A 23,659-nucleotide genomic window follows, 5' to 3' on the forward strand; every position below is an offset into this window, starting at 1 on the left:
CATATCGCCATAATTAAGGCGCGCCCGCGCCGGCCCGGCGCTGGAACGAATGCTGCAGCAAAAGCAGTAGCGGCATCCGTCTTTGTCCCGTAACAAGACAAGGGCGGGGTCGAAAGTTTCAATATGGGGCACCCGTTCCGGCATTTTCCCCGGGGCGGTCGCAGTGAGACATGAATCCGACGCCTGCATTCCGCAGACTTTCCGCAATCCTGCCGGGCCTTGTGCTTGTGCTGGGGCTCGCCGTTGCGATCTACGATCCGCGCGGCATGGGCAGTTTCCTGCAGAATCAGGTCTTCGATCTCTATCAGCAAATCCTGCCGCGCGAAGCGGCACCGGCCGGCCCGCATGCCGTCTATGTCGACATCGACGCCGAAACGGCCAAGCGCTTCGGCGCATGGCCCTGGCCGCGCAAGCGGCTGGCCCAGCTTGTCGAGCGCGTGCGCGAGGGCGGCGCCACCGCCATCCTGATCGACGCAGCCCTGTCCGAGCCGGATCCGACCGCCATCCGCGAACTGATGCAACTCTGGGCGCCGCTGCCGGCCGGGGGCGACTTCGCCGGCCTCGCGGGCGCGCTGCAAAGCCTTCCCGATCATGACCGCGAACTGGCGGCCCAGTTGCGCGCGACGCAGGCCGTCGTTTCCTTCGTGCCGGGAAAGACCGCCTTCGACGGACAGCACATGCCGGCCCGCCCCGCATCGATCGTGCCGCAAGGCGGCGAACCGCGGCACTATATGCATGAATACAAGACCTGGCGCCCGACGCTCGCGCCCTTCGAGGTCGCCGCCCGCGGCGTCGGCGCGAGCCTGCCGGGTGACGCCGCCACCGGCATCCGGGTGCGCGATCTGCCCCTGCTGGTCAATCTGGACGGCACGCTCTATCCCTCCAATGTGCTCGAAACACTGCGCGTGGCGCGCAACGGCAGCGGCTATCGCGCCATTGTCGCCGCGCCCGAATACGGCTTCTCCTTCGAGATGGAGCCCGGCCTCGAGCGCGTCGAAATCGGCGACACGCCCCTCGTCGCGCAGACGACCAGGGATGGCAGGCTCCGGCTTTATTTCGGCCGCGACGACACACGCAGCGCCGTGCCGGCCTGGAAGATGCTCGACCGCTCGGCCGATGTGCCGTCGCTCGAAGGACGCATCGCCGTGATCGGCGTCTCGGCGAACGGCGTCGAACGGATGTTCGACACGCCGGCCGGAACCGCGCTCGCCTCCGGCGCCATCGCCGCCAGCGCCATCGACCAGATCGCCGGCGGCCATTTTCTGGTCCGTCCGGGCTGGGCGGCCAGTGCCGAACAGCTCACCATTTTCCTCGGCGGCATCTTCGTCATTCTCGTCGTGCGCCGCTTCCGCCTTCGCTGGGGCTTCACACTGACGCTGCTGCTGATCGCCGGCAGCGCCTACGGGTCCTGGTGGGCATTCGAAACGCATCGCTGGCTGCTCGACCCGGCGCTGGGCGCCGTGACGCTGCTGCTCGCCTGCTTCACCTGCGCGCTGATGACGCGGCTGCATACCGAGGACGAAATCCGCTTCGTCGAGACGCAGTTCGGCCGCCGTCTCTCCTCATCGGGCCTTGCCCGCATGAAGGCCAATCCGCGCCTCATCCGCGCCGAGGGCACGCTGCGCGACGTATCCTCCGTTGTCGCGGGCCTGCGCGGATTCAACATCATCGCCGACCGCTATCTCGAAGATCCAACGGCCTATGCCGATATTCTCAATCGCTTCTTCTCGCCGATGACCAAGATCGTGCAGGACCGCAACGGCATGGTGGATCGCGGCGTCGGCGACACGCTTTTTGCGGTCTGGAATGCGCCGCTCGATGTCTCCGACCACGCCTCCAAGGGCTGCGATGCCGCCTTGCGCATGGTCGAGAACCTGGAAGCACTGAACGAATTCCTCGAAGAGGATGCGTTTCGCCAGCATCTGAGCCATGTGCCGCTGAGCCTGTCGATCGGCATCGACACGGGCACCGCGATCACGGGCAATATGGGCGCCGTCCAGCGCTTCGACTATGGCGTACTCGGTGAGCCGGTCAGCTTCGCGGCCTATCTGCAACGGAACGCGCGCCATTATGGCCCGGCGATCATCGTCGGCGAAGGCACGCAGCGCAGCGTCGGCGGCCGTTATGCCCTGCTTGAGATCGACCTTGTGTCGACGCCGCGCCACCCGGAAGGCCGCCGCGTCTATGCGCTGCTCGGCGATCCGATCATGCGGGCCAATCCGAAATTTCGCGCGCTGCAGGAAGCGCATGCGCTGATCTTCTCGGCCTATCGCAGCCAGCGCTGGGCCGAGGCGCGGGCCGCCATCGCCGAATGCCGCAAGCTCAATGGCGCGATCCCGACGCTCTACGACTTCTACGAAGCGCGCATCGCCGGCTATGAGGCAAACCCGCCCGGTCCGCACTGGAACGGCGCCTTTTTTGCCGGTCGCGTCTAGGGAGCGGCTGTCCCAATACGGGGCTTGGCGGCAAGACGCTGCCGCGCCATGATCGCGCTCCGATTCCAGCACGCAACGAGGCCGCCCCTTTCCATGCGCGAGATCGACGTCGACATCGAATCCTGGCCGATCGCGGGCGCCTTCACGATTTCGCGCGGTTCTAAAACCGAAGCCCGCGTCATCGTCGTGAAGCTGCGCGAAAGCGGGGCGACGGGACGCGGCGAATGCGTGCCCTATGCGCGCTACGGCGAAACCGAAAAAGACACGCTGGCCGCGATCCGCGCCCTGCAGCCTCAGATTTCCGACGGGCTGACGCGCGAGGATCTGCAACGCGCCATGCCACGTGGCGCGGCGCGTAATGCCATCGATTGCGCGATGTGGGACCTCGAGGCGCGGCAGGCGCAATGCCCAGTCTGGAAACTGGCCGGCCTCGACGAACCGAAACCCGTGACCACCGCCTACACACTGACCCTTGCCGCACCGGACGCGATGCGCGAGGCCGCGCGCGAAAACGCGCACCGCCCGCTGCTGAAGCTGAAACTTGGCGGCGGGACGGACGATATCGCCCGCGTCGAAGCGGTGCGCAAAGGCGCGCCCAATGCGACGCTGATCGTCGATGCCAATGAAGGCTGGACGGCCGACGACGTGATGCCGATGGCGCGCGAACTGGCGCGGCTCGGCGTCGCGCTGATCGAGCAGCCGCTGCCGGCAAAGGACGACGAAGCATTGCGCGACATCAGCAGCCCGGTGCCGCTCTGCGCCGACGAAAGCGCGCATGGCCTTGAAGGCATGAAGCGGCTTGTCGGCCTCTACGATTTCATCAACGTCAAGCTCGACAAGACCGGCGGCCTGACCGAAGCCTTGTCGGTGGTGCGCTGTGCGAAGCTGCGCAAGCTGCGCGTGATGGTGGGCTGTATGGTGGCGACGTCGCTGGCCATGGCACCGGCCATGCTGATCGCGCAAAAGGCCGACTATGTCGACCTCGACGGGCCGCTGCTGCTGACCAAAGACCGCGCGCCGGGCCTGCGCTACGAGGGCAGCACCGTCCATCCGCCGGAACGAGAGCTGTGGGGCTAGATCTCGAGGACGATCTTGCCGAAATGCGAGGCCCCCGCCATCAACCGCAATGCGTCCTGTGCTTCGTCGAGGCCAAACCGCTTGTCGATCACCGGGTGAATGTCGTTCTGTTCGATCGCGCGCGTCATATCCTCGAAATGGGCGCGGCTGCCGACCGTGACGCCGCTGATTTTGAGGTTCTGCGAAAAGATCGCAGCGACGTTTACGTCCTTGCTCAAGCCACTGAGAATGCCGATGACACCGACATGGCCGCCAACACGCGCCGCCATGATCGACTGCGGAAAGGTGTCCGCGCCGCCGACCTCGACCACGTGATCGACGCCGCGCCCACCGGTCAGCTTGCGCGCTTCCGTTGCCCAGTCGGGTGTCGTCTTGTAGTTGATGAAATCGTCGGCTCCGAGTTTCCCCGCGCGTTCGAGCTTTTCATCCGATGACGAGGTGACGATGACGCGCGCGCCGGCCGCCTTTGCGAACTGCAGCGCAAAAATCGAAACGCCACCGGTGCCTTGGACAAGCACCGTGTCGCCGGCTTTCATCCGCCCTTCGACCACCAGCGCGCGCCATGCGGTCAGCGCGGCGCAGGGAAGACAGGCGATTTCCTCATGGCTGAGATTGGCCGGCGCCTTCGACACGCCTTCGGCGGAGAGACACATATATTCCTGCGCGCAACCGTCGATCGGTCCGCCCAGCGCCGTGCTTCCGAGCGTTTCGGGCACCGGATCGCCGGACAGCCAGCCCTGAAAGAAACTCGGCGCCACGCGATCGCCGACCTTCAGGCGACGCACCCCCTCGCCCACTTCCACCACCTCGCCCGAGCCGTCCGAGAGCGGGACGAGCGGCAGCTTGTGACCGGGACCATAGGTTCCGCTGACGGTCGCGAGGTCGCGATAGTTGAGTGAGGCGGCTTTCATGCGGATGACAACCTGACCCGGGCCGGCCTTCGGAACGGGCCTGTCGGCAAGCTTCAGATTGTCGATGCCGTAGGCGCCTTGAATTTCCATCGCGCGCATGTCGTTTTCTCCCGTTCATTGAATTTTGTTGCTGCAATAACTGGCGCAGAAAAAGCGGATGTCAAACGGAAGCGATTTGACGCAAGGTCCGGCTCAGCGAGGGGTATCGCCCCTGATCTGCGTGCGATGCATGACGCGGCGCTCGCGCCCGTCGAAACCGTCGCGGCGGTGAATCGCACAGCGATTGTCCCAGATGAGGAGATCGCCGACCGCCCATTGATGCGTCCACGAAAATTCCGGTTTCGCGCAATGCGCCCACAAGCGGTCGAGAAGTTGCTCGCTTTGCTCGACGGGAAGTCCCTCGAGATAACCGTTGAGACGGCGGCCGAGATAAAGCGCCTTGCCGCCGGTCGCCGGATGGGTGCGGATCGCCGGATGCTTCGCGCCGGGTGCTGTGCGCACATCGATAACGGCGTCGGCGCCGGCGCGCAACTCGCCGACGCTGGTGGTGCTGGCGTCGTGATTGCAGATGCGGCCCTCGATAGCGGTACGCAAATCGGCAGGTAGCGTTTCGAGCGCCTTGTACATATTGGCAAAACTCGTGTCGCCGCCGGTTTTCGGAATTTCGAGCGAATAAAGCACGCTCGCCATCGGCGGCGCCGACACGTAGGACATATCGGTGTGCCACTCGGCTTCCTTATCGCCGAGCGCCCCGATGGGTTTGCCGTTTTCGAGCACGTTGGAGATGATCCAGATTTCCGGTCGCGACTTTTCCTGACCGCCCGCCATGTCGGTGGCGCTGGCGGGCGCGATGTCGAGCTCGCCGAAATGCCGAGAGAACCGGATCAGGTCGTCATCGGAAAGTTTCTGGCCGCGGAAGAGCAGAACGATGTGGTCGTACCAGGCCTGCTGGATCGCCATGAAAGCATCGCCCGTCAACGGCTTCGACAGGTCGACGCCGCGAACCTCAGCACCCAGGGCGTGTCGGCTCGGAATGATCTCGATGCTCATCTTCTTCCTCTGTTTCCTCGATCAGCGTACCGCCATCCCAGCGCGCCGCAACATAGAGTGCGCCCACAAGACCCAGCGCACCCGCCGCCGCCGACAGCAGATAGGCCTGCCCACCGTATGCCTGATAGAGCGGCCCGGCAGCCAGCGTCATCGCGCCCATGATAACGCCGGAGGACAGCGCGCCGTAAAGACTTTGTGCGGTCGCCGCCAGCGACTTCGGCGCCGCCGCCGCCACGAAATACATGGCCCCGAGATGCGCCGCGCAAAAGGTCAGCGCATGGAGAATTTGCAGGCCGAACAATGCCCAGAGCGGCGGATCGAAAGCCGTGAACGTCCAGCGGAGCATAGCCGCGCCCGCCCCCAGGATCAGCAGCGATGCAGGGCTGAACCGCTTGAGCACCCGCGCCGAGAAGGCAAAAAGGATGATTTCGGCAATAACGCCGACCGCCCACAGGACGCCGATCAGGTTTTCGCCATAGCCGAGTTGCTGCCAGTTCAGCGTGCCGAAGGCGTAGTAGACCGCATGGGTCGACTGGACGAGGCTCGCCGTCACCAGTCCAACCAGGAAGACCGGGTGGCGGATAATCGCCAGCGACGCCATGAACTGGCCGCCCGGCCGCCGCCGCCGCTTGCGGACTGGCCGTTCCTTAACCAGCAGATGCGCGCCGCCAAGGCCGATGGCGATGGAACCGATCATGCAGGCAATGACGATCGAGGCCGGGTTCCATTCGAGAAGCCAGCCGCCGCCGGTCGCCGCGAAGATGAAGGTGATCGAGCACCAGAGCCGGACGCGGCCGTAATCGACGCCCTGCTCCTGTGTCGCGCGCATGGCGATGGATTCAACCAGCGGCGTGACCGACGGCCAGAGACACATGAGCAAGGCGGCAACGAGGAAGATCGCCCAAAAGCTGTCGGTGAAGAGAAAGAGAGAAACGGTGGCCAGCGAGGCCCAGGAAAGCAGAATGGCGACCCCGCGCCGGTTCTCCCAGCGATCGGCAACAAAGGCGAAGACCGGGCCCGCCGCGATGCGCAGGAACATCGTCGTCGCCAACACCAGCGCGATGTCTTCGGACCCGAGCCCCTTCGACTTCAGCCATACCGGAAAAAACGGCATGTTGATGCCGCCGAACAGGCATAGCGAGCCATAGAAGATCGACAGGCGGACGGAGAGCGACATGATGCGCGGACTTCCCGATGGGAGCACCCACTCATAGCGCGGCGGGCCACGCCTCGGGAAGCAGGATGTTTCAGACCCGCAGCACTCAGCCGAGCGAGGGGAAAGTCAGCTTTCGGCGCTCCGTGGCAGCGACGAGATAATCCCAGATCCGCGCGTCAAGCGGCCCGGCCCAAGCTGCTTTCGACGTCTCGACATACGTCTGCAACTCAACCAGCAGCCCATTGAGCACCGCATTGGCCGCATCGAGCGCCTTGACGCGCAACGAAGCGTCGCGGCTGGCCGCCGCATCGGCGAGCATGGCGCTCAAGGCCGCGTCCTCGATCAACTTCGCCGCCTCGGCAAAAAGCGCCCGCATTTCGGTGTTCTCGGCGACACGAATATCGGCGGCGCGGTCATGCTCCTCGGCCGTCATGAACATCATCATCGCCATGATGCCGACATTGCCCATCGAATATTCGGCGTTGAGGTGCGGCGCGACATCCATCAGCAACGTACCGAAAAAGCCCTGCATCACCAGATCGACATCGGGTTTCATCGACGGGCCTCCTTTGCGAAATCGGCAAGCCGTTTTGCCAGCACCCGGTTGTGAACATCGGTGCAGTACCAGCTCGAAAAGGCCAGAACGGGATCGCGATTGGCGCCGGTCTGGTATTCCTTGCCGGCCGAAATCCAGATCGCAAGGCCCTTCAGCGAATTGAAAATCTCCCACCAGCGCATCCGGCCGGGGTCGATCGTCAATCCGCTTTCCTTTTCCCAGATCGCGAAAGCTTCATCGCGCGCGATCATGCCGCCGGGCCTGTCCGGCCGCTGAAACGCCCAGAGCGGATCGGCCGCCCAGGCGACATCTTCGAGCGGGTCGCCGAGATGGCACATTTCCCAATCGAGGATGGCGCGGATCTCGCCTTCCGGATTGAAGAGGAAATTGCCGGTGCGGTAGTCGCCATGCACGACCGAAATTTTCGGCGGTGGCGGCGGCGGATTGCGCCGGAGCCAGCGGATGGCGGCGCGCGCGACCGGCTGCGGCGCCAGCTCGTCCTCGTCGATCACCTTTTCCCACTTGTCGAGTTCGCGCTTCCAGCATGCATCGGGCGCGATCGACCCCATGTTGGCGTCGAAGCCGATCTCCTTCGGGTCGGCGGCGGCGATGTGCCCGAGATGCGTCCAGAACTGACGCCCGAGCGTTTCGGCAAGCGCGCCGTAAGGTTCGGGATTGAAAGGCGAGCCCGCCGTGCAACCCTCGATCTGCTCCATGACGAAGAACGGCCGGTCGAGCCATTTGAGATCGGTTTCAAGATAAAGCGGCTCCGGCACCGGCAGCCCGGTCGGGTGGAACGCGCGATAGGCGTTGTATTCGACGTCGCGCTCGGTCTCGATCAGGCTTGCCACCGGATCGCGGCGCAGGATGAGCGGACGTGTCTTCCTGTTTCCGCCCTCGCGCCAACTGGCGCTCAGGCGGAAAGTCTCGCGGCTGGCGCCGCCATGAATGCGCGAAACGCCGCTGATCTCGATTTGCGACGCCTGCGGCATCCTGTGCGCGAGATAGGCGGCGATGCGGGGTGCGAGATCGTCCATCGTCATTTCGCCGGGTCGAGAATGTCTTTGAAGCCCGACGGCGCATGCGGGCCGATGATCATCTGTTCGAGAATGCCGGCGCCCTCCCGCGTCGAACCGTCGGGCAGCGTCATCTCGGCCTTGACGAAGGCCTGGATGTGCAGATGCGGCGGCGCATAATCCTTGATATCGGCAAGTCTGAATTCCTCATAGCCGAGCGCATTGTCGCCCTTGTGTGCGCCGTGGCTCCATTCCGGGTGCCCGTAACCGAGCCCCATCATGTAGAAATTCCATTTGGCCGTGAGATCGATGCGGGTCTTGTCGCCCTTGCGGTTCTCGAAAAAGATCGACGCCGACTTCGCATGCCGCGACCCGGACGCGAACTGCAACTCCGAACGCACTCGATCCATTTCCTCCGGCTTCGCGTCCCGACCAAGCGGGCATATGACGCCCGAAAGGTTCCACGGTTCGCCGTGTTCGTCGTCATTGACGTGGAACAGCGTGATGCGGTCCTCGAAATTGAGCGGCGCCCAGAGCCAGTAGAATTGGAACGGCATCGGCGGCACCATCGGCTGTGCGTCCTGCGCGCCGACCGGACGCACGCCCCAGGAACGGTCGCGCGTGCCGATAAAGGCGTCGCGCGTGACCTCGATGCGCGTGTCCTTGATCTCGATCCAGCCTTCCCAGTCGCCATTCTGCGTCATCCGCGTCAGATCCATCAGCAGGCGCGGCCCGTTGCGGCGCGTGAAGCGCGGCTCCTTCAGCGCCGGCGCGCGGCCATGAAACGTCAGATCGGCCGTGATGCCGTATTCATTGTCGGCGACGCGCACCCGCAGGCATTGCAGCGGCTCGACAACTTCGATGGAGATCGGCCCGACATGCGTGTCCAAGCGCTCCATGTTGAGGAAGCGCGAGGCATGGATGTTGCGCTGTACGCCATCGACGATGACGCAGAACGAGGCGTCCATGATGTTGAGATGCGGATAGACGCCGAGCGCGGCGGCAAAAAACACTTCGCCCTCGCGCGTGTAACCGTTGAAGAAGTAGCGGTCGTAGAAATTGCGGTCGGTGCCCGAAAAGGCGATGGGCTCCGGTGTTTGATGAATCGGAAAATCGTCCGCCTTGGTGAGCATCGCGCTGGCCTCCCTCGCCGCCCGGCTTCAATGGCCGAGCTTCGTTCTTGATTGCTTTGCCAGCCAGAATGAACGCCCACTCGGCGGGGGTCAACTTGACAGGAAACCATCGCCGCCATGACGCAACGGAAGCGCAGCCGCCGGCCAGCGCTATCCGTCAGCAAACGGCGGCGATCAGATCACGATCATCTCGAAATCGGTCTTCGGCGTCCCGCATAGCGGGCAAACCCAATCGTCGGGGATTTCGGCCCACCGCGTCCCCGGGGGCAATCCTTCGCCCGGCAAGCCCTCGGCTTCGTCATAGATGAAGCCGCAGGTTACGCACTGCCATGTTTTGTAAGCGCCGCTCGCGTCCTTGCCGACCATAGCCCCCCCTTTTTACCCGTCGCTCCGTCAGTGCATCCGGTAACGGATGGGCACCGATTTCGGACCGCAGACGAAATTTGCCTCCATCAGCTTCGGCATACCCGACAATTCCAGCGATTCAAGGCGTGGCAGAAGTTCGTCCCAGAGAATGCGCATCTCCATTCGCGCCAGATGCTGGCCGAGGCAGACATGCGCACCGTAGCCGAAGGCGACATGCTTGTTGGGCGACCGGTCCACCTTGAAAGAGAACGGATCGGCAAACACATCCTCGTCGCGATTGCCCGACGGATAGGACAGCATCATCCAGTCGCCCTTGGCGATCCTGGTTCCGCGCAGTTCGGCATCGGCGGTGGCGCTGCGCATAAAATGCTTCACCGGCGTCACCCAGCGAATCGACTCTTCCAGATAGCTCGGGATGAGACCGGGATCCTTCTTGAGCATGACGAACTGATCGGGATTTTCTGCCAGCGCCCACAAACCGCCCGAGGTGGTGTTCGATGTCGTGTCGTGGCCGGCGGTCGCCGCGATGATGTAGTAGGACATCGCCTCAAGATGACCGAGCGGCTTCTCCTGGATCGTACCATTGGCAATGACGCTGGCGAGATCGTCGCGCGGGCAGGCGCGGCGGTCTTCAGTCATGGCGTTGAAGTATTCGATGAACTCACCGACGGTGGCTCCGATCTGTGCCAGTGCGGCATCGGCATCCTTGATCTCGACGCCACTCCGGTTGAGGTCCGGATCGGCGCTGCCGAACAGCTCCTGCGTCAATTTGAGCATGCGCGGTTCATCGGCCTCCGGCACGCCGAGCACTTCCATGATCACATGCAACGGATAGAGAAAAGCGACGTCGCGTGCGAAATCGCACTGGCCGCCCATATCGGCCATGCGGTCGATGAAGCCCTTGGCGATCTCGCGGATGCGCGCCTCAAGCCGCTTCAGGTTCTGCGGCATGAACCAGGATTGTGTCAGCCGCCGGTAGTTCATGTGATCGGGGTTGTCCATCTGCACCAGCGAGCGCACCAGATGCGGCGAACCGCCCATCAGCTCGCGCACCTTCTGGTCGACATCGATCGGCGTCAGCGTGGTTGCGCGGTCGCCATTGTGGAAGAGCTCGTTCTGCCGTTCGACCTCCAGAATGTCGGCATGCTTCGTGACGACCCAAAAGGGATCGAAATTCTCCGGCTGCGCCTGTGCCAGCGGCATCTCGCGCCGCAGAAAGGCAAACGCATCGTCGACGCGTTTGCCGTCCGCATAGGCTTTCGGATCGATAATGGTCTGCGCGATATCCTGGGGGATCATGTTTGTGTTTCCTGTCGAACTTCCTAAATCCATAGCGATGCTATGGCTATTTGGTGCGGCAATCAAAGGAGCAAGTGATCGCGCAATGTCCGACTTGCGCAACGTTATAAACTCAGGTTCTGCCGCTTGCTCGCGGTTCCGGTACCGATAGCCGCCACCGGTCTACGCAAACCCGAGATAAACCGGATGCATCCCGAGGATACCGCGACGTAATTCGATTGCGCATGCCTTGCATTCACCGTTCAATTCACACGCCGGCGGGATTGTGACCGGCAGTCATTCGACGTCGCGCGAAGAGAGGGTCTGGCCATGAAAATATTCGTCACAGGCGCGTCGGGATTTGTCGGCGGCGCGGCAGCCCGGCAGCTTTCTGGAGATCACGAGGTTCTGGCGCTGTCGCGCTCGGAAAAATCCGATGCCATCATCAAGGCACTGGGTGCGGCACCCGTTCGCGGCGACCTGAAAAGCATCGACGCGGCGATGCTACGCGGCGTCGATGCCGTGGTGCATTGCGCGGCCAAGGTCGAGACCTGGGGCCCGATGAAGGAATTCATCGACATCAACGTGACGGGCACCGAGCGGCTGCTGAAGGCGGCGCGCGATGCAGGCGCCAAACGCTTCGTTCACATCGGCACCGAGGCGGCACTTTTTTACGGGCAGGCGATGAACGACCTCGATGAGACGGCGCCATTGGCCTTCACCTCGCCGCTGCCCTACCCGCGCAGCAAGGCGCTGGCCGAACGCGCGGTGCGCGCGGCCAATGACGACGGTTTCACGACCATTGTGCTGCGCCCTCGCTTCATCTGGGGACCTGGCGACCAGACATTGCTGCCCGCCTTGCAGGCGATGGTCAAAGCCGGCCGCTTCACCTGGATCGACAAGGGACGTGCACTCACCGACACGGTGCATGTCGACAATGTGGTGCATGCGATCCGCCTCGCGCTGACACAAGGCAAAGGCGGCGAGGCCTATTTCATCACCGATGGCGGCGAGCCGATCTCGTTCCGCGACATGATGACGAAAATGGCGGCCACCATCGATTTGAAGCTGCCCGACAAGAACATGCCGGGCTGGCTCGCACGCGGCGCCGCAAAGCTTCTCGACCTCATCTGGCGCCTGACGCTGCGCCGGACGCCACCGCCCATCGACCCGCATACGGCGGCGCTGCTGTCGCGTAATTGCACGCTGAAAATCGACAAGGCGCGGCGCGATCTCGGCTATGAGCCGGTCATTGCGCGCGAGGCCGGCATCGCGGCGCTGATGCAGGCCGGACGTTGACGCCGCATTGCGCGCGGGCCTGATTTGCCCGATGCTTCGGCGGCAGGCATATGGCGGAGGAAAATCACATGCGGCTCTGGTTGGCCATCGGCGCGCTGAGCGGGCTCGTTTCGGTGGCGCTTGGCGCCTTCGCGGCGCATGGGCTGCAAGCGCGTGTCGGCCCGGCGGAACTGGCCGCCTTTGAAACCGGCGCGCGCTACCAGATGTATCATGCACTGGCGCTGTTCGCTGTCGCCTGGGCTGCGGCGCAAGGCGGCGGCACCTTCGCGCAGGCGGCCGGCTGGGCCTTCCTCATCGGCACGATCCTCTTTTCCGGCTCGCTCTACTATCTCGGCCTTACCGGCAGCCGCATGCTGGTACTGGTGACGCCGATTGGCGGCATTGGCTTTCTGGCCGGCTGGCTCGCGCTTGCCCTCTCGGCCTGGACCATGAAGAGCGGAGCCTGAGCCGCCACCTCTTGTAATAAAATAGACTGCAGTCTATTTTCCTGCCGGGGCCGAGGGTCGAGGCGGAGGCGAGAGCATGGGTGAACGGATTCTGGTGGTTGGCGGCGGCATCGCCGGTCTGTCGACCGTGCTGGCGCTGGCCCGCGCGGGCCGCGAAGTAACGATCCTCGAACGCGACCCGCCCCCGCCCGAGACCTCGGCCGACGAAGCCTTCGATCATTGGGAGCGCAAGGGCGTCGGCCATCTGCGTCACAGCCATGCATTCCTGGCACGACTGCACATGCTGATCCGCGACAATTATCCCGAGTTGATGAAAGATCTGCTGGCGGCCGGCTGCCGCGAGCTCGTCTTCGCCGACAATCTCTCTCACGCAATGCGCGCGCGCTACGTTCCGGCGCCGGGCGACAAGGACATGACGATCCTGACCAGCCGCCGTACGACGCTGGAACTGGTGATGCGCCGCTATGCGGCACGCCAGCCCGGCATCCGCTTTGAGACCGGCGCGCTGGTGCGCGGTCTTCTGACCGACCGCGAAGACGGCAAGCTTCGCGTCACCGGCGTCACGGTGGAGCAAAACGGCGCGCGGCGCGACTGGCCAGCCGATATCGTGATCGATGCTGCCGGAAAGAACAGTCAGGCCATCGACTGGCTCAACGAGGCAGGCGCCGGCATCCCGGAAGAAAACGAGCGCGCGGGAATCCTCTATTTCACGCGACACTACCGGCTGCGGGACGGCGTTACGGAGCCCGAACGCGGCAAGGTACCCGGCGCAGGCGATCTCGGTTTTATCAAATATGGCGTGTTCCCCGCCGACAATGGCTGCTTCTCGATCACGCTGGCGGTGCCGGAGATCGAGATCGAAATACGCAAGGCCGTCGTGCGCCCCGAAATCTTCGACGGCATCTGTGCACAATTGCCGGGTATCGCCCGCTGGACCTCGCCCGAGACATCGCGATCCGTCAGCCGCGTCTTCGGCATGGGCGAACTGATCAGCCGCTGGCGGCATCTGGCCGTGAAGGACGAGCCGCGTGTGCTCGGCTTTTTCCCGATCGGCGACAGTGTTATCCGCACCAATCCACTCTATGGACGCGGCTGCTCTTTCGCTGCCATCGCCGCCGAGGCGTTGCGCGATGCACTCGACCTGCCGGAAGCTGCCACGCGCGCCGTCTACTACCACAAGCGCCTCGCCGTCGATCTGCGTCAGTACTATGACGACATGGTCAAGCAGGATCTGTCAGCTATCAAGCGGGCGCGCAATGCGATCGATCCTGACTACAAACCGGGACTGAAGGCGCGGCTTATCAAGAGTTTTGCCGAAGACGCGATCACACCGGCGCTGCGCGGCGACGTCGAATTGTTGCGCACTTTCATGCGCGCCTTTCATATGGTTGATCGTCCGAACCTGTGGCTGCGCGATCCGCGCAATATCGCCAAGATTCTGTTCACCTGGGCGCGCGGCAAGAAGCGCAATGCCGCGTATTATCCACCGAAACTCGGGCCCGATCGCGGCGAAATGCTGACGTCACTCGGACTGTCGCCAACCGCCGACGCGGAACGGCTGAAGGCCGCATAGAAATCAAGCTTCCCTCCAAGCAGGAAAGAAACAGGGCGATGAAATTTCCCGAGCCGCACTATGTCGAGACAAACGGCATCCGGATGGCCGTTTATGAGCAAGGCCCGAAAGACGGCGTGCCCATCGTGATGTGCCACGGGTTTCCGGAACTTGGCTACTCATGGCGTCATCAGCTTCCAGCCGTCGCGGGCGCGGGCTTCCGTGCCCTCGCGCCGGACCAGCGCGGCTACGGCAATACCGGCGGCCCGAAGGGGTCGGACGCAGTGCCGCTCTACGACATCGCCCATCTGACGGACGATCTGGCGGGGATGCTTGACGCTCTCGGCATCGACAAGGCCGTCTTCGCCGGACACGACTGGGGTGGCATGGTCACCTGGCAGATGGCGCTGCGCCACCCGGACCGCGTCGCCGGCGTCATCGGCGTCAACACGCCCTTCATTCCGCGCGGTCCCATCGACCCGATCGCCGGAATGCGAATGGTTTTCGGCGAAGACATGTACATCGTCTATTTCCAGAAATTTGGCGTCGCGGAAAAGATTTTCGATACCGATGTCGCTCGCTCGATGCGCTTCTGGTACCGCAAGAGCGCGATGAAGCTCGCCGACTTCGATGCCCTGCCCGCCGACCAGAAGAACCTGTCGTTCCTGAAGTCCTTCGACGCCGACGAAAGCACCTGGCTCGGTACGCAGTTACTCAACAAGGAAGAGCTCGACTACTACACCCGGGCCTTCAAGAAGTCGGGCTTCGAAGGCGGCATCAACTGGTACCGCAACTTCACGCGCAACTGGCAACTGACCGAAGGTCAGACCGAAAAGATCGACGTTCCCTGCCTGATGATTTCGGCCGCCGACGACATCGTGCTCCGCCCCGAACTGACGGCCGGCATGGAGAACTACATCCCCGATCTCGAAAAGCACGTAATCGCCGATTGCGGCCACTGGACTCAATCGGAGAAGCCGGACGAGTTGAACCGGCTGATGGTCGATTGGCTGAAGCGTCGTTTCAGCTGAATCTCGCACGGATGTGACTTGCCGCCTGCCCCGAAAATGGCCAGAATGACCAAATTGTAACAATCGGTCAGTCCGGCCTCGGGGGAGGACAGGCATGGAATGGATGGAGCGTATCCTCGCCGATCCCGCCTTGCCGCACGCCTTTCTCGGCTGGCTGATCTTGGTCAATTCACTGGCGGTGTTCTTTTTCTTCCGGCATTGCGCGGCGCGGGCGATTCTGGCCGCCTGGCTGGCCAATCTTCTGCTCCTCGACATGGTGCGCGCCAACGGCGTGACGTCTCTGAGCCATATGCTGCTCTGGACGCCGCTGCTCGCCTGGCTAGTCTGGCGCAATCCGGCGTTCGACTTGCGCTCACCCCTCGGACTGTGGCTGGTCGTGGTCTTCGCCTCGGACCTCGTGGCTATCTCCGTCGGTTATGTCTCGCTCTTTCAAGAGAATACGAACGGACCGCCAATACTCGCGGGCCTGTGAAAGCCTGCTAGACTGTGAGTTCGGCTTTCAGATCCGGCACCTGCATGACATTTGCCCGCGACCGTGCTGCCCTGCTGTTTGCAAACGAAACCTTCTATCGCGCCTTTGCAGGCCGCGACATGACGCTGATGGGCGCGCTCTGGGCCGATGTCGAACAGGTGACGTGCCTGCATCCGGGCTGGCCACCCGTCGAGGGGCGCGATGCAGTGCTGCAAAGCTGGCATGCGATCCTGACCGGACCGGCAAGCCCCAACATCGAGTGCTTGCGGGCACGCGCCAGCCTTCACGGCGACACGGGCATCGTCATCTGCTACGAGCGCATCGGCCCGGACTACCTGCTGGCGACCAACATCTTCATTCGCAGCGGCGAGGGCTGGCTGATCGTCCATCACCAGTCGGGCACGGCGCCGGACCCCGACGAAGAGACCGCGACGCCCCGGCAACGCCTGAACTGATGCTTGAATTGGGGCCCGGAATACCCCTCGCTTACATTTTTGTTAGCGGGTTGTTGCCTTGCCCCTATGCCGTTATGATCCGCCGCGCTTTAATGCGGCGCAGTATGGGGTATACCCCCTCCGGCCATCCGGACGCCGCCTTCGGCGCGCATCAAATAGAGACCGAGGAAATCTGTATGTCGCAGGCGCTGGAGCGCAATGAGACGGATAACGCGCTGGCCGGGCCCGCGAAAAAATCCACAACCGACGCACCGAAGCTCGCCGCCATTTCCGGCGACCGGCCGCTGCGCATCCTGCTGCCGAGCTATCGCTCGAACCCGACCACCGGCGGCCAGGGCGTCTATATGCGCCACATTGCCAAGGCACTGGTCGAACTCGGCCATCAAGTCGACGTGATCTCGGGTCCCCCCTATCCCGAAATCGACCCGCGCGTGAAGCTGATCAAGCTTCCCTCGCTCGACCTTTACGCCAATCCGCACCCGATCAAATCGATCCGGCCCTGGATGTTGGCCTCACCGATCGATCTTTTTGAATGGTGGAGCCATGCGACCGGCGGTTTCTCCGAGCCCTACACCTTTTGCGCGCGCATGGCGCGCTACGTGCGCGGTACCATCGCGGATTACGATGTCTGCCACGACAATCAGACGCTTGGCTGGGGCCTGCTGAAACTCCGCGATATGGGCCTGCCTATCGTCGGAACGATCCATCATCCGATCACAATGGACCGTCGTATCGATATCCAGCATGCGAAAACACTATCGCTGAAGCTGCTGAAGCGGCGCTGGTACTCCTTCCTCAACATGCAGATCAAGGTGGCGCGGCAGCTCGACCCGCTGATCGTCGTCTCCGAGAGCACACGACGCGACGTTGTGCGCGAATTCGGCGTCGACGCGTCGAAAACGCGCCTCGTTCTGCACGGCATCGACCATCTGCAATTTCGCCCGATGCCGCATGTGAAGCGGCGTGATGACCTGATCGTTGCCTGCGCCAGCGCCGACGTCCCACTGAAGGGTCTGATCTACTTGATCCGCGCCTATGCCGAACTCCTGAAAACACGGCCTAACCTCAGGTTGAAAGTGATCGGGCGTTTGCGTGAAGGAAACACGACGGACGAACTCCGCGCTTTCGGTATCATGGACAAGGTGGAGTTCGTGACGGGGGTCACCGACGAGGATATCACCACGATCTACAACGAGGCGACCATCGCCGTGTCGCCCTCGGTCTATGAAGGCTTCGGCTTCCCCTGCGGTGAGGCCATGTCATGCGGGACGCCCGTCATCGCGACCGATGGCGGCTCGCTGCCCGAAGTCGTCGGCGATGCCGGCATCATTGTGCCGCATTCCAATCCGCCGGCGCTCGCGCGCGCCATTGCCGCGATGCTCGACGATCCGGACATGCGGGCGCGCTACGGCGAGGCCGGGCGCGAGCGCATCCTCGCCAAATTCAAATGGGAACGTGCGGCGCGTGAATGCGTCGAGATATACAGGCAGACAATCGCAGATGCAGACCATCGACTTGAACGTGCTCGGGCTTAGGGACGGCCAGCGCGCGCTCGACCTCGGTTGTGGCGCCGGCAGGCATGTCCATGCCATGTATTACCACGCCGAATGCCACGTGGTCGGGATCGATCTCGGCTTCGAGGACGTGAAGCGCACGCGCGACGGCTTCGGCACCTGCCCCGACATGGACCCCGAAACAAGGCGCGCCTTCTCGCTGTCGGTCGGCAATGCGCTGTCGCTGCCCTTTCCCGATGCGAGTTTCGACAAGATCGTTTGCTCCGAAGTGCTGGAACACATCCCGGACTACAAGCAGGCGGTCGCCGAAATCGACCGCATCCTGAAGCCCGGCGGCACACTTGCCATCAGCGTGCCCCGCTTCTTCCCCGAATGGGTGTGCTGGAAGCTTTCCGACGATTATCACAACGAACCGGGCGGCCATGTCCGCATCTTTCAGGAGAGCGAACTGAAAGATGCCGTCGAGAAACGCGGACTCTCCTTCTTCCATCGTCATTTCGCGCATGGCCTGCATTCGCCTTACTGGTGGTTGAAATGCGCCGTCGGCGTGAAGCGTGAGGATGTGCGCCTCGTCAATCTCTACAAGCGCTTTCTCGAATGGGACATTCTCGAGGGCCCGTGGCTGACACGGACACTTGAAAAGCTCGCCGGACCGCTGATGGGCAAGAGCGTCGTTCTCTATTTCACCAAGGGAGCGGCGTGATGGTGCATCTGACCTGGGGCGACCCGGTCCCGGATGATTTTTTCGCAGGCTCGCAAGCGCGCATTATGGAGTTGCAGCGCGATAACGGCGCAATCCCCTGGTATGACGGCGGCGTCATCGACCCGTGGAACCACACCGAAGCCGCGATGGGCCTGACCGTGCTCGGCGAAATCGAGCATGCGCGCCGCGCCTTCCGCTATCTCACCGAGACGCAGTTGAAGGACGGATCGTGGTGGGGCCAGCTCGGTTCCGCCGTTCCCTTCGACGACGACGAACAACGCTTCACCGGCGAGGAACACGAAGCGGGCCATCACATCCGCGACACCAATTTCGCCGCTTACATCGCGACCGGTGCCTGGCATCACTATCTCGTCACGCGCGACCGCAAATGGCTGGCAGGCATCTGGCCGCATGTGAAGGCCGCGATCTCCTTTGTGCTGGCGCATCAGAGCCCGCATGGCGACATCCGCTGGTCGGCCGCCGATCCGCACACGCCGGAGGACGACGCGCTGATCACCGGCTGTTCCTCGATTTACAAGAGCCTCGAATGCGCCGCCCACATCGCACGCGAACTGGGCGAACCGTCGCGCGACTGGCTGGCCGCACGCGCCCGTCTCGGCGAGGCGCTGCGCGACAAGCCGCACCGCTTCGATCGCACCTGGGAGCCGAAGGACCGCTATTCGATGGACTGGTACTACCCCGTCCTCGCCGGCGTCGTCACCGGCGAAGCGGCCCGGAAGCGCCTCGACTGGAAATGGGACATCTTCGTCGCCGACGGCAAGGGCTGCCGCTGCGTGCTCGACCAACCCTGGGTGACGGTCGCCGAAAGCGCAGAGCTGACCATGGCGCTGCTGGTCGCCGGACGGCGCAAGGAAGCCGAGGCGATGCTCTCCTGGCAGCACCAATGGCGCGCCGATTGCGGCGCCTACTGGATGGGCTATCAGTTCGAGGACGATGTAGCCTGGCCGGCCGAGAAGCCGGCATGGACGGCCGCCGCCGTTATCCTGGCGACCGACGCCGTGACCGGCATGACGCCTGCCGCCCGCCTCTTCGCCGAGCGCACGCTAGCCGAGGCGGCGGAGTAGCCTGAGGCTCTTCACGGCCTTCTCGTCCTCAAACAGCTTCGAAGCCAGCGCCATCTTGTAAATCTCGTAGGGCGGCCGGCCGCCGTCCTTCGGATCGGGGAAGACGTCGTGAATGGCGAGGATGCCACCCGGCATCACGCGCGGCGCCCAGAGGCGGTAGTCTGTCAGCGCCGGTTCCATGCCGTGGCCGCCATCGATGAACACCATCGCCAGCGGCGTCGCCCAGCCCTTCGAGGCGACTTCGGACGGTGCCACAAGCGGCACCACCGTGTCTTCAAGCTTCGCCAGGCGCATCGTCCGGCGGAACAGCGGAAAGGTGTTGAGGCGGCCGGTCTCGGCATCATGGAGCGCCGCGTCGTGATGCTCCCAGCCCTGCTGGTTCTCCTCCGAGCCGTAGTGATGGTCGAGCGCGTAGAGGACGGCGTTGTTGGCCTGGCAGGCGGCGCCAATATAGACCGTCGACTTGCCGCAATAGGAGCCGATCTCGAGCACCGGGCCGCGCCGCGAGGCTTCCAGCGCCGCCTCATGCAGCGCCCAACCCTCTTCCGCGTCCATGAAACCCTTGACCGTCTCGATATCGATGGGGAGTTCGCGCGCCAAAATCCGGTCCTTTCGCCTCGCCGGAACGCCCGGCCCCGCCATCTCTAGCCTCTCGCAAGGGCGCGAAGCAAACGGTTAAGCAATGCCTCCGATAATGACCCGGCAAGCCTCACCCGGAGCCACATCCATGAGCCAGCCCGCCTACGCCCCGGAACCGGACGACTACGATGCCATCGAGCAGGCCGTGCGCGAGACCCCGCGCGGCCGCTGGTTTCTGGAGGAATTCGCCCGCCGCCACGCAGCCGGCGCCGCCGAGGTCGTTGGCGCGATCGAGAAACTGGCGCGGGAAACCGATGCGGGGCTCCGGCTCGGCTTCGTCTACCACGAGGCACAGGAACTCGCCCGCGCGCTGGCCGAAGCACAAGCGGGATTTGCCGAGGTTGGACCTGACGAACCCGCCACCGATCCTGCCGCCATCGCCGATGCCGCGGCCCGCGCCGCCACCGACATTGCAAGCGCCGCAGGACGGCTGCAGGAAATCGCCGAGGTGTTGCGCGGCAAGGGCGCCGACGCCGACCTCTGCGACGAGATCGAGACCCATGCCAGCGGCATCTTCATGGCTGCGGCCTATGAGGAACTGACCGGCAAGCGCATCGCCGTCGTCGCAAATGCCCTCGATCGTATCGAGGAACGCCTCGCCCGCCTCATCGAACGCTGGGAGAACGAGGTCCGCTAGCCGGCGAGGACACGCGCAAACGCCACCGGATCGGCATTGCCGCCGCTCAGCACCAGTGCCACCGACTTCCCTCGGGCATCGTACCGCCCGGCCAGCACCGCCGCCAGCGCCACGGCGCCACCGGGCTCTACCACCAGTTTCAAATCCTCGAAAGCGAAACGCATCGCGACCGCTACTTCCGTGTCGCTCACCGCCAGACCGCCCGCAAGACGCACGGAATTGATCGCGAAGGTGAGTTCGCCCGGCATCGGTGCCAGCAGCGCATCGCAAAAAGACTTGCCACCCGCTTCGTTGCCGAGTCGCTGCCCCGCAGCCAGCGAGCGCGCGTGATCGTCGAAGCCTTGCGGTTCGACGCACCAGACTTTCGCATCGGGCATGGTGGCGCCGAGCGCCAGCGCCGTGCCGGCGGCCAGACCCCCGCCGCCCGCCGGCACCAACACCGCGTCGAGCGCAACACCAAGCCGCGCCGCGTCTTCGGCAATCTCGAGCCCCACGGTGCCCTGCCCCGCAATGATCTCTGGATCGTCATAGGGCAGCACGACGACCGCGCCGCGTTCGGCAGCGATCCGCGCCCCGATCTCTTCCCGGACCTCCGTCGCGCGGTCATAGAGCACGACATCCGCGCCGAAGCCGCGTGTGCGTTCGATCTTGAGGCGCGGTGCGTCCGACGGCATGACAATGAGCGCCGGAAGGCCGAGCATCCGCGCCGCCGCTGCAACGCCTTGCGCGTGATTGCCCGATGACCAGGCGACGACGCCACCGCGCCGCTCAGTCGCCGAAAGCTGCGACAAGCAGTTCCAGGCGCCGCGAAACTTGAACGATCCGGTTCGCTGCAGCACTTCCGGCTTGACGAAAACCCGGCCACCACACCGCGCATCGAGCGCCGTGCATTCAAGCAACGGCGTCCGAACCGCAACGCTGGCAATGCGTGCCGCCGCAGCGCGAACATCCTCGGCACCGGGCAAACGCGCCGTCACGCCGAAAGATCGAGATTGACGCAACCGACGCTCCATTGCGCCGCGCCGTTGACATCGCGGTGACTGAGCCGGGTGATCGACAACGGCGTAACTTCAACGCGCAAAGCCGTCGCAAGGTCGATCCCAAGTGCATGGGCGATTGCCGCCCGAACCGCACCGGCATGCGCGACCGAAACAAGCGTATGACCGGCATAATGCGCCGTCAGTCGATCGATACCCGCCGCCACGCGCGCCGCCATCTCGGCAAAGCTCTCGCCCTCCGGCGGACGAATGTCGGCGGGCCGCGACCAGTCAAGTGTCCGGTTGGCGGCGAAGACATCGTTGAAGCTCATACCCTGCCAGCGCCCGTAGTGCTGATCGATGAAATCGCCGACCGCTACCGGATCGACGCCGGGCTTCAGCGCCAGCGCCGTCGTACGTGTGCGCGTCAGCGGCGACGATAGCCAGACCGCGACGGAAGGCAGCCGCCGCGCGATCACCGATGCCTGCACCGGATCGACCGGCTCGGCGGCGACATCGAGGTGACCGTAATAGCGGCTTTCACGTCCCTGCAACGGCGCATGGACGATCCATATCCATTCGGTGCGTATTCCGGACATCTAGAGCCAGCCGCGCTGCTTGAAGAAGAGGTAGGGCCCAACGGCCGAGGCGACCATCATGACGAGCGCCATCGGATAGCCCCAGGGCCAGGCAAGTTCGGGCATGAATTCGAAGTTCATGCCGTAGATGCTGGCGATCAGCGTCGGCGGCAGAAAAACGACGGCGGCGACCGAGAAGATCTTGATGATACCGCTCTGCTCGTTGCTGATCAGGCCCAGCGTCGCGTTGAGGATGAAGCTGGTATTGTTGGCGATGAAGCTCGCATGGTCGCTGAGCGCCGTCAGATCGCGCGCCGTCGTCTTGAAGGCACGCTCGGTCGCTTTCGGCCGCTTTTCCGTCGCAGGCCGCGCGATGAAACTGACCAGCCGACCGAAACTGACCAGGCTTTCCCGCACTTGCGAAGTCAATGCATGGCTGCGGCCGATGCGGCGCAAAATCTCGTTGTAGTTGCGCTTCGTCTTCCCGCCTTCATGTGGGAAGACCTCTCCCGACAGCGTGTCGATGTCGGATTGCACGCGCTCCAGAATATCGGCGACACGATCGACGATGGCATCGAGCAACCCGGCCAGAACTTCCTCGCCGGTCGCACAAGGCACGCTGTGACGTCGTGCCTCGGAGGCATAGTGGCGAAAGGGTGTCGGCTCTGCATAGCGCAGCGTCAACAATCGATGACCGGCAAGAACGAAGGTAACAGGCACAACCAGCGGCCTCGGCGTATCCGCTTGGGTGACCATCGCCGCCGTCATGTAGACGACGTCATCCTCGAGATAGAGGCGGCTTGACACCTCGATCTCCTGCATATCAGCCTCGGTCGGCACATCGAGATTCAACTTCACGTCGACAAAGGCAAGTTCGTCATCCGTCGGCTGGAGCAGATCGATCCACACTGCGTCGGTCGGGATCGTCTCGCCGGTAGCGACCGGAACGGGGGTAAGTGCGCCGTTGACGGGCACATAGGCTGTAATCATCGGACCTTCCGCATCGGTTCTTGCGACCGCGTCGATCATGCCTACTCAAACCACCCGCGACAATCCGTCCCGCCATGCTCCATTAAGGTTTCATGAACCCTTTCGTCCTTGACTTCAGGAGCCAAATGGCCCAATTAACGGCCATCTGCCTTCGTGTGCGCGCTCTGCGCTGCCTTTTCGGCATCGCCTAACCCCGAAGCAGCAGACCCTTTCCTCGATTCCAAGCGCGTTGGAACGCGGCAAGACCCCGCGTGAAGTGACGGCCATAATGGCCGGCGCACGACGTTTGACTTGTGAGATTGT

At 63.7% G+C, this 23,659-nt stretch carries 24 protein-coding genes; 12 read left to right on the forward strand and 12 right to left on the reverse strand.

The features are described 5' to 3' along the window. Positions 1 to 170 precede the first annotated feature (170 nt). Positions 171 to 2,435 carry a CHASE2 domain-containing protein gene (locus Q7V31_RS12660; protein ID WP_304734850.1) on the forward strand — a complete coding sequence of 755 codons (2,265 nt, stop codon included), beginning with the start codon at positions 171 to 173 and terminating at the stop codon, positions 2,433 to 2,435. A 93-nt stretch (positions 2,436 to 2,528) separates the two neighbouring features. Further along, positions 2,529 to 3,512: an N-acetyl-D-Glu racemase DgcA gene (gene dgcA / locus Q7V31_RS12665; RefSeq protein WP_304734851.1), complete on the forward strand. Its 984-nt coding sequence runs from the start codon at positions 2,529 to 2,531 to the stop codon at positions 3,510 to 3,512. Here dgcA and Q7V31_RS12670 read toward each other — a convergent pair. The 8 genes from Q7V31_RS12670 to Q7V31_RS12705 all read right to left on the reverse strand — a co-directional run bounded on the left by Q7V31_RS12670 (position 3,509) and on the right by Q7V31_RS12705 (position 10,999). Continuing rightward, on the reverse strand, positions 3,509 to 4,522 hold the full coding sequence (locus Q7V31_RS12670) for an NAD(P)-dependent alcohol dehydrogenase (RefSeq protein WP_304734852.1): 1,014 nt from the start codon (positions 4,520 to 4,522) through the stop codon (positions 3,509 to 3,511). The two genes, dgcA and Q7V31_RS12670, sit on opposite strands and share 4 nt — an antisense overlap. 93 nt (positions 4,523 to 4,615) lie before the next feature. Next, positions 4,616 to 5,473, reverse strand: a complete 858-nt coding sequence (locus Q7V31_RS12675) for a TauD/TfdA family dioxygenase (protein WP_304734853.1) — start codon at positions 5,471 to 5,473, stop codon at positions 4,616 to 4,618. Further along, on the reverse strand, positions 5,430 to 6,650 hold the full coding sequence (locus Q7V31_RS12680) for an MFS transporter (protein WP_304734855.1): 1,221 nt from the start codon (positions 6,648 to 6,650) through the stop codon (positions 5,430 to 5,432). Before Q7V31_RS12680 ends, Q7V31_RS12675 begins: the two co-directional genes overlap by 44 nt. 85 nt (positions 6,651 to 6,735) lie before the next feature. Beyond that, the gene (locus Q7V31_RS12685) at positions 6,736 to 7,185 is read right to left on the reverse strand and encodes a hypothetical protein (RefSeq protein ID WP_304734857.1); all 450 of its coding nucleotides are present in this window, start codon (positions 7,183 to 7,185) and stop codon (positions 6,736 to 6,738) included. Further along, complete coding sequence (locus Q7V31_RS12690) at positions 7,182 to 8,222, reverse strand: phosphotransferase family protein (RefSeq protein ID WP_304734859.1); 1,041 nt, start codon at positions 8,220 to 8,222, stop codon at positions 7,182 to 7,184. Before Q7V31_RS12690 ends, Q7V31_RS12685 begins: the two co-directional genes overlap by 4 nt. Before the next feature lie 2 nt (positions 8,223 to 8,224). Continuing rightward, a complete protein-coding gene (locus tag Q7V31_RS12695; RefSeq protein WP_304734861.1) occupies positions 8,225 to 9,334 on the reverse strand; it encodes a hypothetical protein in 1,110 nt (369 codons plus the stop codon). 174 nt (positions 9,335 to 9,508) lie between these two features. Beyond that, on the reverse strand, positions 9,509 to 9,700 hold the full coding sequence (locus Q7V31_RS12700) for a rubredoxin (protein ID WP_304734862.1): 192 nt from the start codon (positions 9,698 to 9,700) through the stop codon (positions 9,509 to 9,511). A gap of 27 nt (positions 9,701 to 9,727) precedes the next feature. Continuing rightward, the gene (locus tag Q7V31_RS12705; RefSeq protein ID WP_304734863.1) at positions 9,728 to 10,999 is read right to left on the reverse strand and encodes a cytochrome P450; all 1,272 of its coding nucleotides are present in this window, start codon (positions 10,997 to 10,999) and stop codon (positions 9,728 to 9,730) included. 309 nt (positions 11,000 to 11,308) lie between these two features. Between Q7V31_RS12705 and Q7V31_RS12710 the strand changes: the two genes are divergently transcribed. From Q7V31_RS12710 to Q7V31_RS12750, 9 genes are all read left to right on the forward strand, one after another. Continuing rightward, positions 11,309 to 12,277 (forward strand): NAD-dependent epimerase/dehydratase family protein, encoded by a 969-nt coding sequence (locus Q7V31_RS12710; protein WP_304734864.1) that lies wholly within the window; start codon positions 11,309 to 11,311, stop codon positions 12,275 to 12,277. Positions 12,278 to 12,345: 68 nt separating this feature from the next. Further along, the gene (locus tag Q7V31_RS12715; RefSeq protein ID WP_304734865.1) at positions 12,346 to 12,723 is read left to right on the forward strand and encodes a DUF423 domain-containing protein; all 378 of its coding nucleotides are present in this window, start codon (positions 12,346 to 12,348) and stop codon (positions 12,721 to 12,723) included. A 76-nt stretch (positions 12,724 to 12,799) separates the two neighbouring features. Beyond that, positions 12,800 to 14,296, forward strand: a complete 1,497-nt coding sequence (locus Q7V31_RS12720) for an NAD(P)/FAD-dependent oxidoreductase (RefSeq protein WP_304734867.1) — start codon at positions 12,800 to 12,802, stop codon at positions 14,294 to 14,296. Positions 14,297 to 14,334: 38 nt separating this feature from the next. Further along, complete coding sequence (locus tag Q7V31_RS12725; RefSeq protein ID WP_304734869.1) at positions 14,335 to 15,306, forward strand: alpha/beta fold hydrolase; 972 nt, start codon at positions 14,335 to 14,337, stop codon at positions 15,304 to 15,306. A gap of 94 nt (positions 15,307 to 15,400) precedes the next feature. Continuing rightward, positions 15,401 to 15,778 carry a hypothetical protein gene (locus tag Q7V31_RS12730; protein ID WP_304734870.1) on the forward strand — a complete coding sequence of 126 codons (378 nt, stop codon included), beginning with the start codon at positions 15,401 to 15,403 and terminating at the stop codon, positions 15,776 to 15,778. Positions 15,779 to 15,822: 44 nt separating this feature from the next. After that, positions 15,823 to 16,233 (forward strand): nuclear transport factor 2 family protein, encoded by a 411-nt coding sequence (locus Q7V31_RS12735; RefSeq protein ID WP_304734871.1) that lies wholly within the window; start codon positions 15,823 to 15,825, stop codon positions 16,231 to 16,233. A gap of 104 nt (positions 16,234 to 16,337) precedes the next feature. Then, a complete protein-coding gene (locus Q7V31_RS12740; RefSeq protein ID WP_304734872.1) occupies positions 16,338 to 17,768 on the forward strand; it encodes a glycosyltransferase family 4 protein in 1,431 nt (476 codons plus the stop codon). Then, a complete protein-coding gene (locus Q7V31_RS12745; protein ID WP_304734873.1) occupies positions 17,734 to 18,450 on the forward strand; it encodes a class I SAM-dependent methyltransferase in 717 nt (238 codons plus the stop codon). The genes Q7V31_RS12740 and Q7V31_RS12745 overlap by 35 nt, the downstream gene beginning before the upstream one ends. Further along, positions 18,450 to 19,535: a prenyltransferase gene (locus tag Q7V31_RS12750; protein WP_304734874.1), complete on the forward strand. Its 1,086-nt coding sequence runs from the start codon at positions 18,450 to 18,452 to the stop codon at positions 19,533 to 19,535. The genes Q7V31_RS12745 and Q7V31_RS12750 overlap by 1 nt, the downstream gene beginning before the upstream one ends. Here Q7V31_RS12750 and Q7V31_RS12755 read toward each other — a convergent pair. Then, positions 19,515 to 20,135: a class I SAM-dependent methyltransferase gene (locus Q7V31_RS12755; protein WP_304734875.1), complete on the reverse strand. Its 621-nt coding sequence runs from the start codon at positions 20,133 to 20,135 to the stop codon at positions 19,515 to 19,517. The two genes, Q7V31_RS12750 and Q7V31_RS12755, sit on opposite strands and share 21 nt — an antisense overlap. A gap of 127 nt (positions 20,136 to 20,262) precedes the next feature. On the opposite strand from Q7V31_RS12755, the gene Q7V31_RS12760 reads away from it, so the two are divergent. Then, positions 20,263 to 20,811 carry a hypothetical protein gene (locus tag Q7V31_RS12760; RefSeq protein ID WP_304734876.1) on the forward strand — a complete coding sequence of 183 codons (549 nt, stop codon included), beginning with the start codon at positions 20,263 to 20,265 and terminating at the stop codon, positions 20,809 to 20,811. On the opposite strand, the gene Q7V31_RS12765 is transcribed toward Q7V31_RS12760, so the two are convergent. Genes Q7V31_RS12765 through Q7V31_RS12775 form a run of 3 tightly spaced genes read right to left on the reverse strand, consistent with a single transcriptional unit; the run spans position 20,808 to position 23,395 of the window. Further along, entirely contained in the window at positions 20,808 to 21,824 is a 1,017-nt protein-coding gene (locus Q7V31_RS12765; RefSeq protein WP_304734878.1) for a threonine/serine dehydratase, read from the reverse strand. The two genes, Q7V31_RS12760 and Q7V31_RS12765, sit on opposite strands and share 4 nt — an antisense overlap. Continuing rightward, on the reverse strand, positions 21,785 to 22,387 hold the full coding sequence (locus Q7V31_RS12770) for a histidine phosphatase family protein (RefSeq protein ID WP_304734879.1): 603 nt from the start codon (positions 22,385 to 22,387) through the stop codon (positions 21,785 to 21,787). The genes Q7V31_RS12765 and Q7V31_RS12770 overlap by 40 nt, the downstream gene beginning before the upstream one ends. Then, on the reverse strand, positions 22,388 to 23,395 hold the full coding sequence (locus Q7V31_RS12775; RefSeq protein ID WP_304734880.1) for a magnesium transporter CorA family protein: 1,008 nt from the start codon (positions 23,393 to 23,395) through the stop codon (positions 22,388 to 22,390). Positions 23,396 to 23,659 lie beyond the last annotated feature (264 nt).

This window comes from Parvibaculum sp., assembly GCF_030651915.1.
Taxonomy (GTDB): Bacteria; Pseudomonadota; Alphaproteobacteria; order Parvibaculales; family Parvibaculaceae; genus Parvibaculum.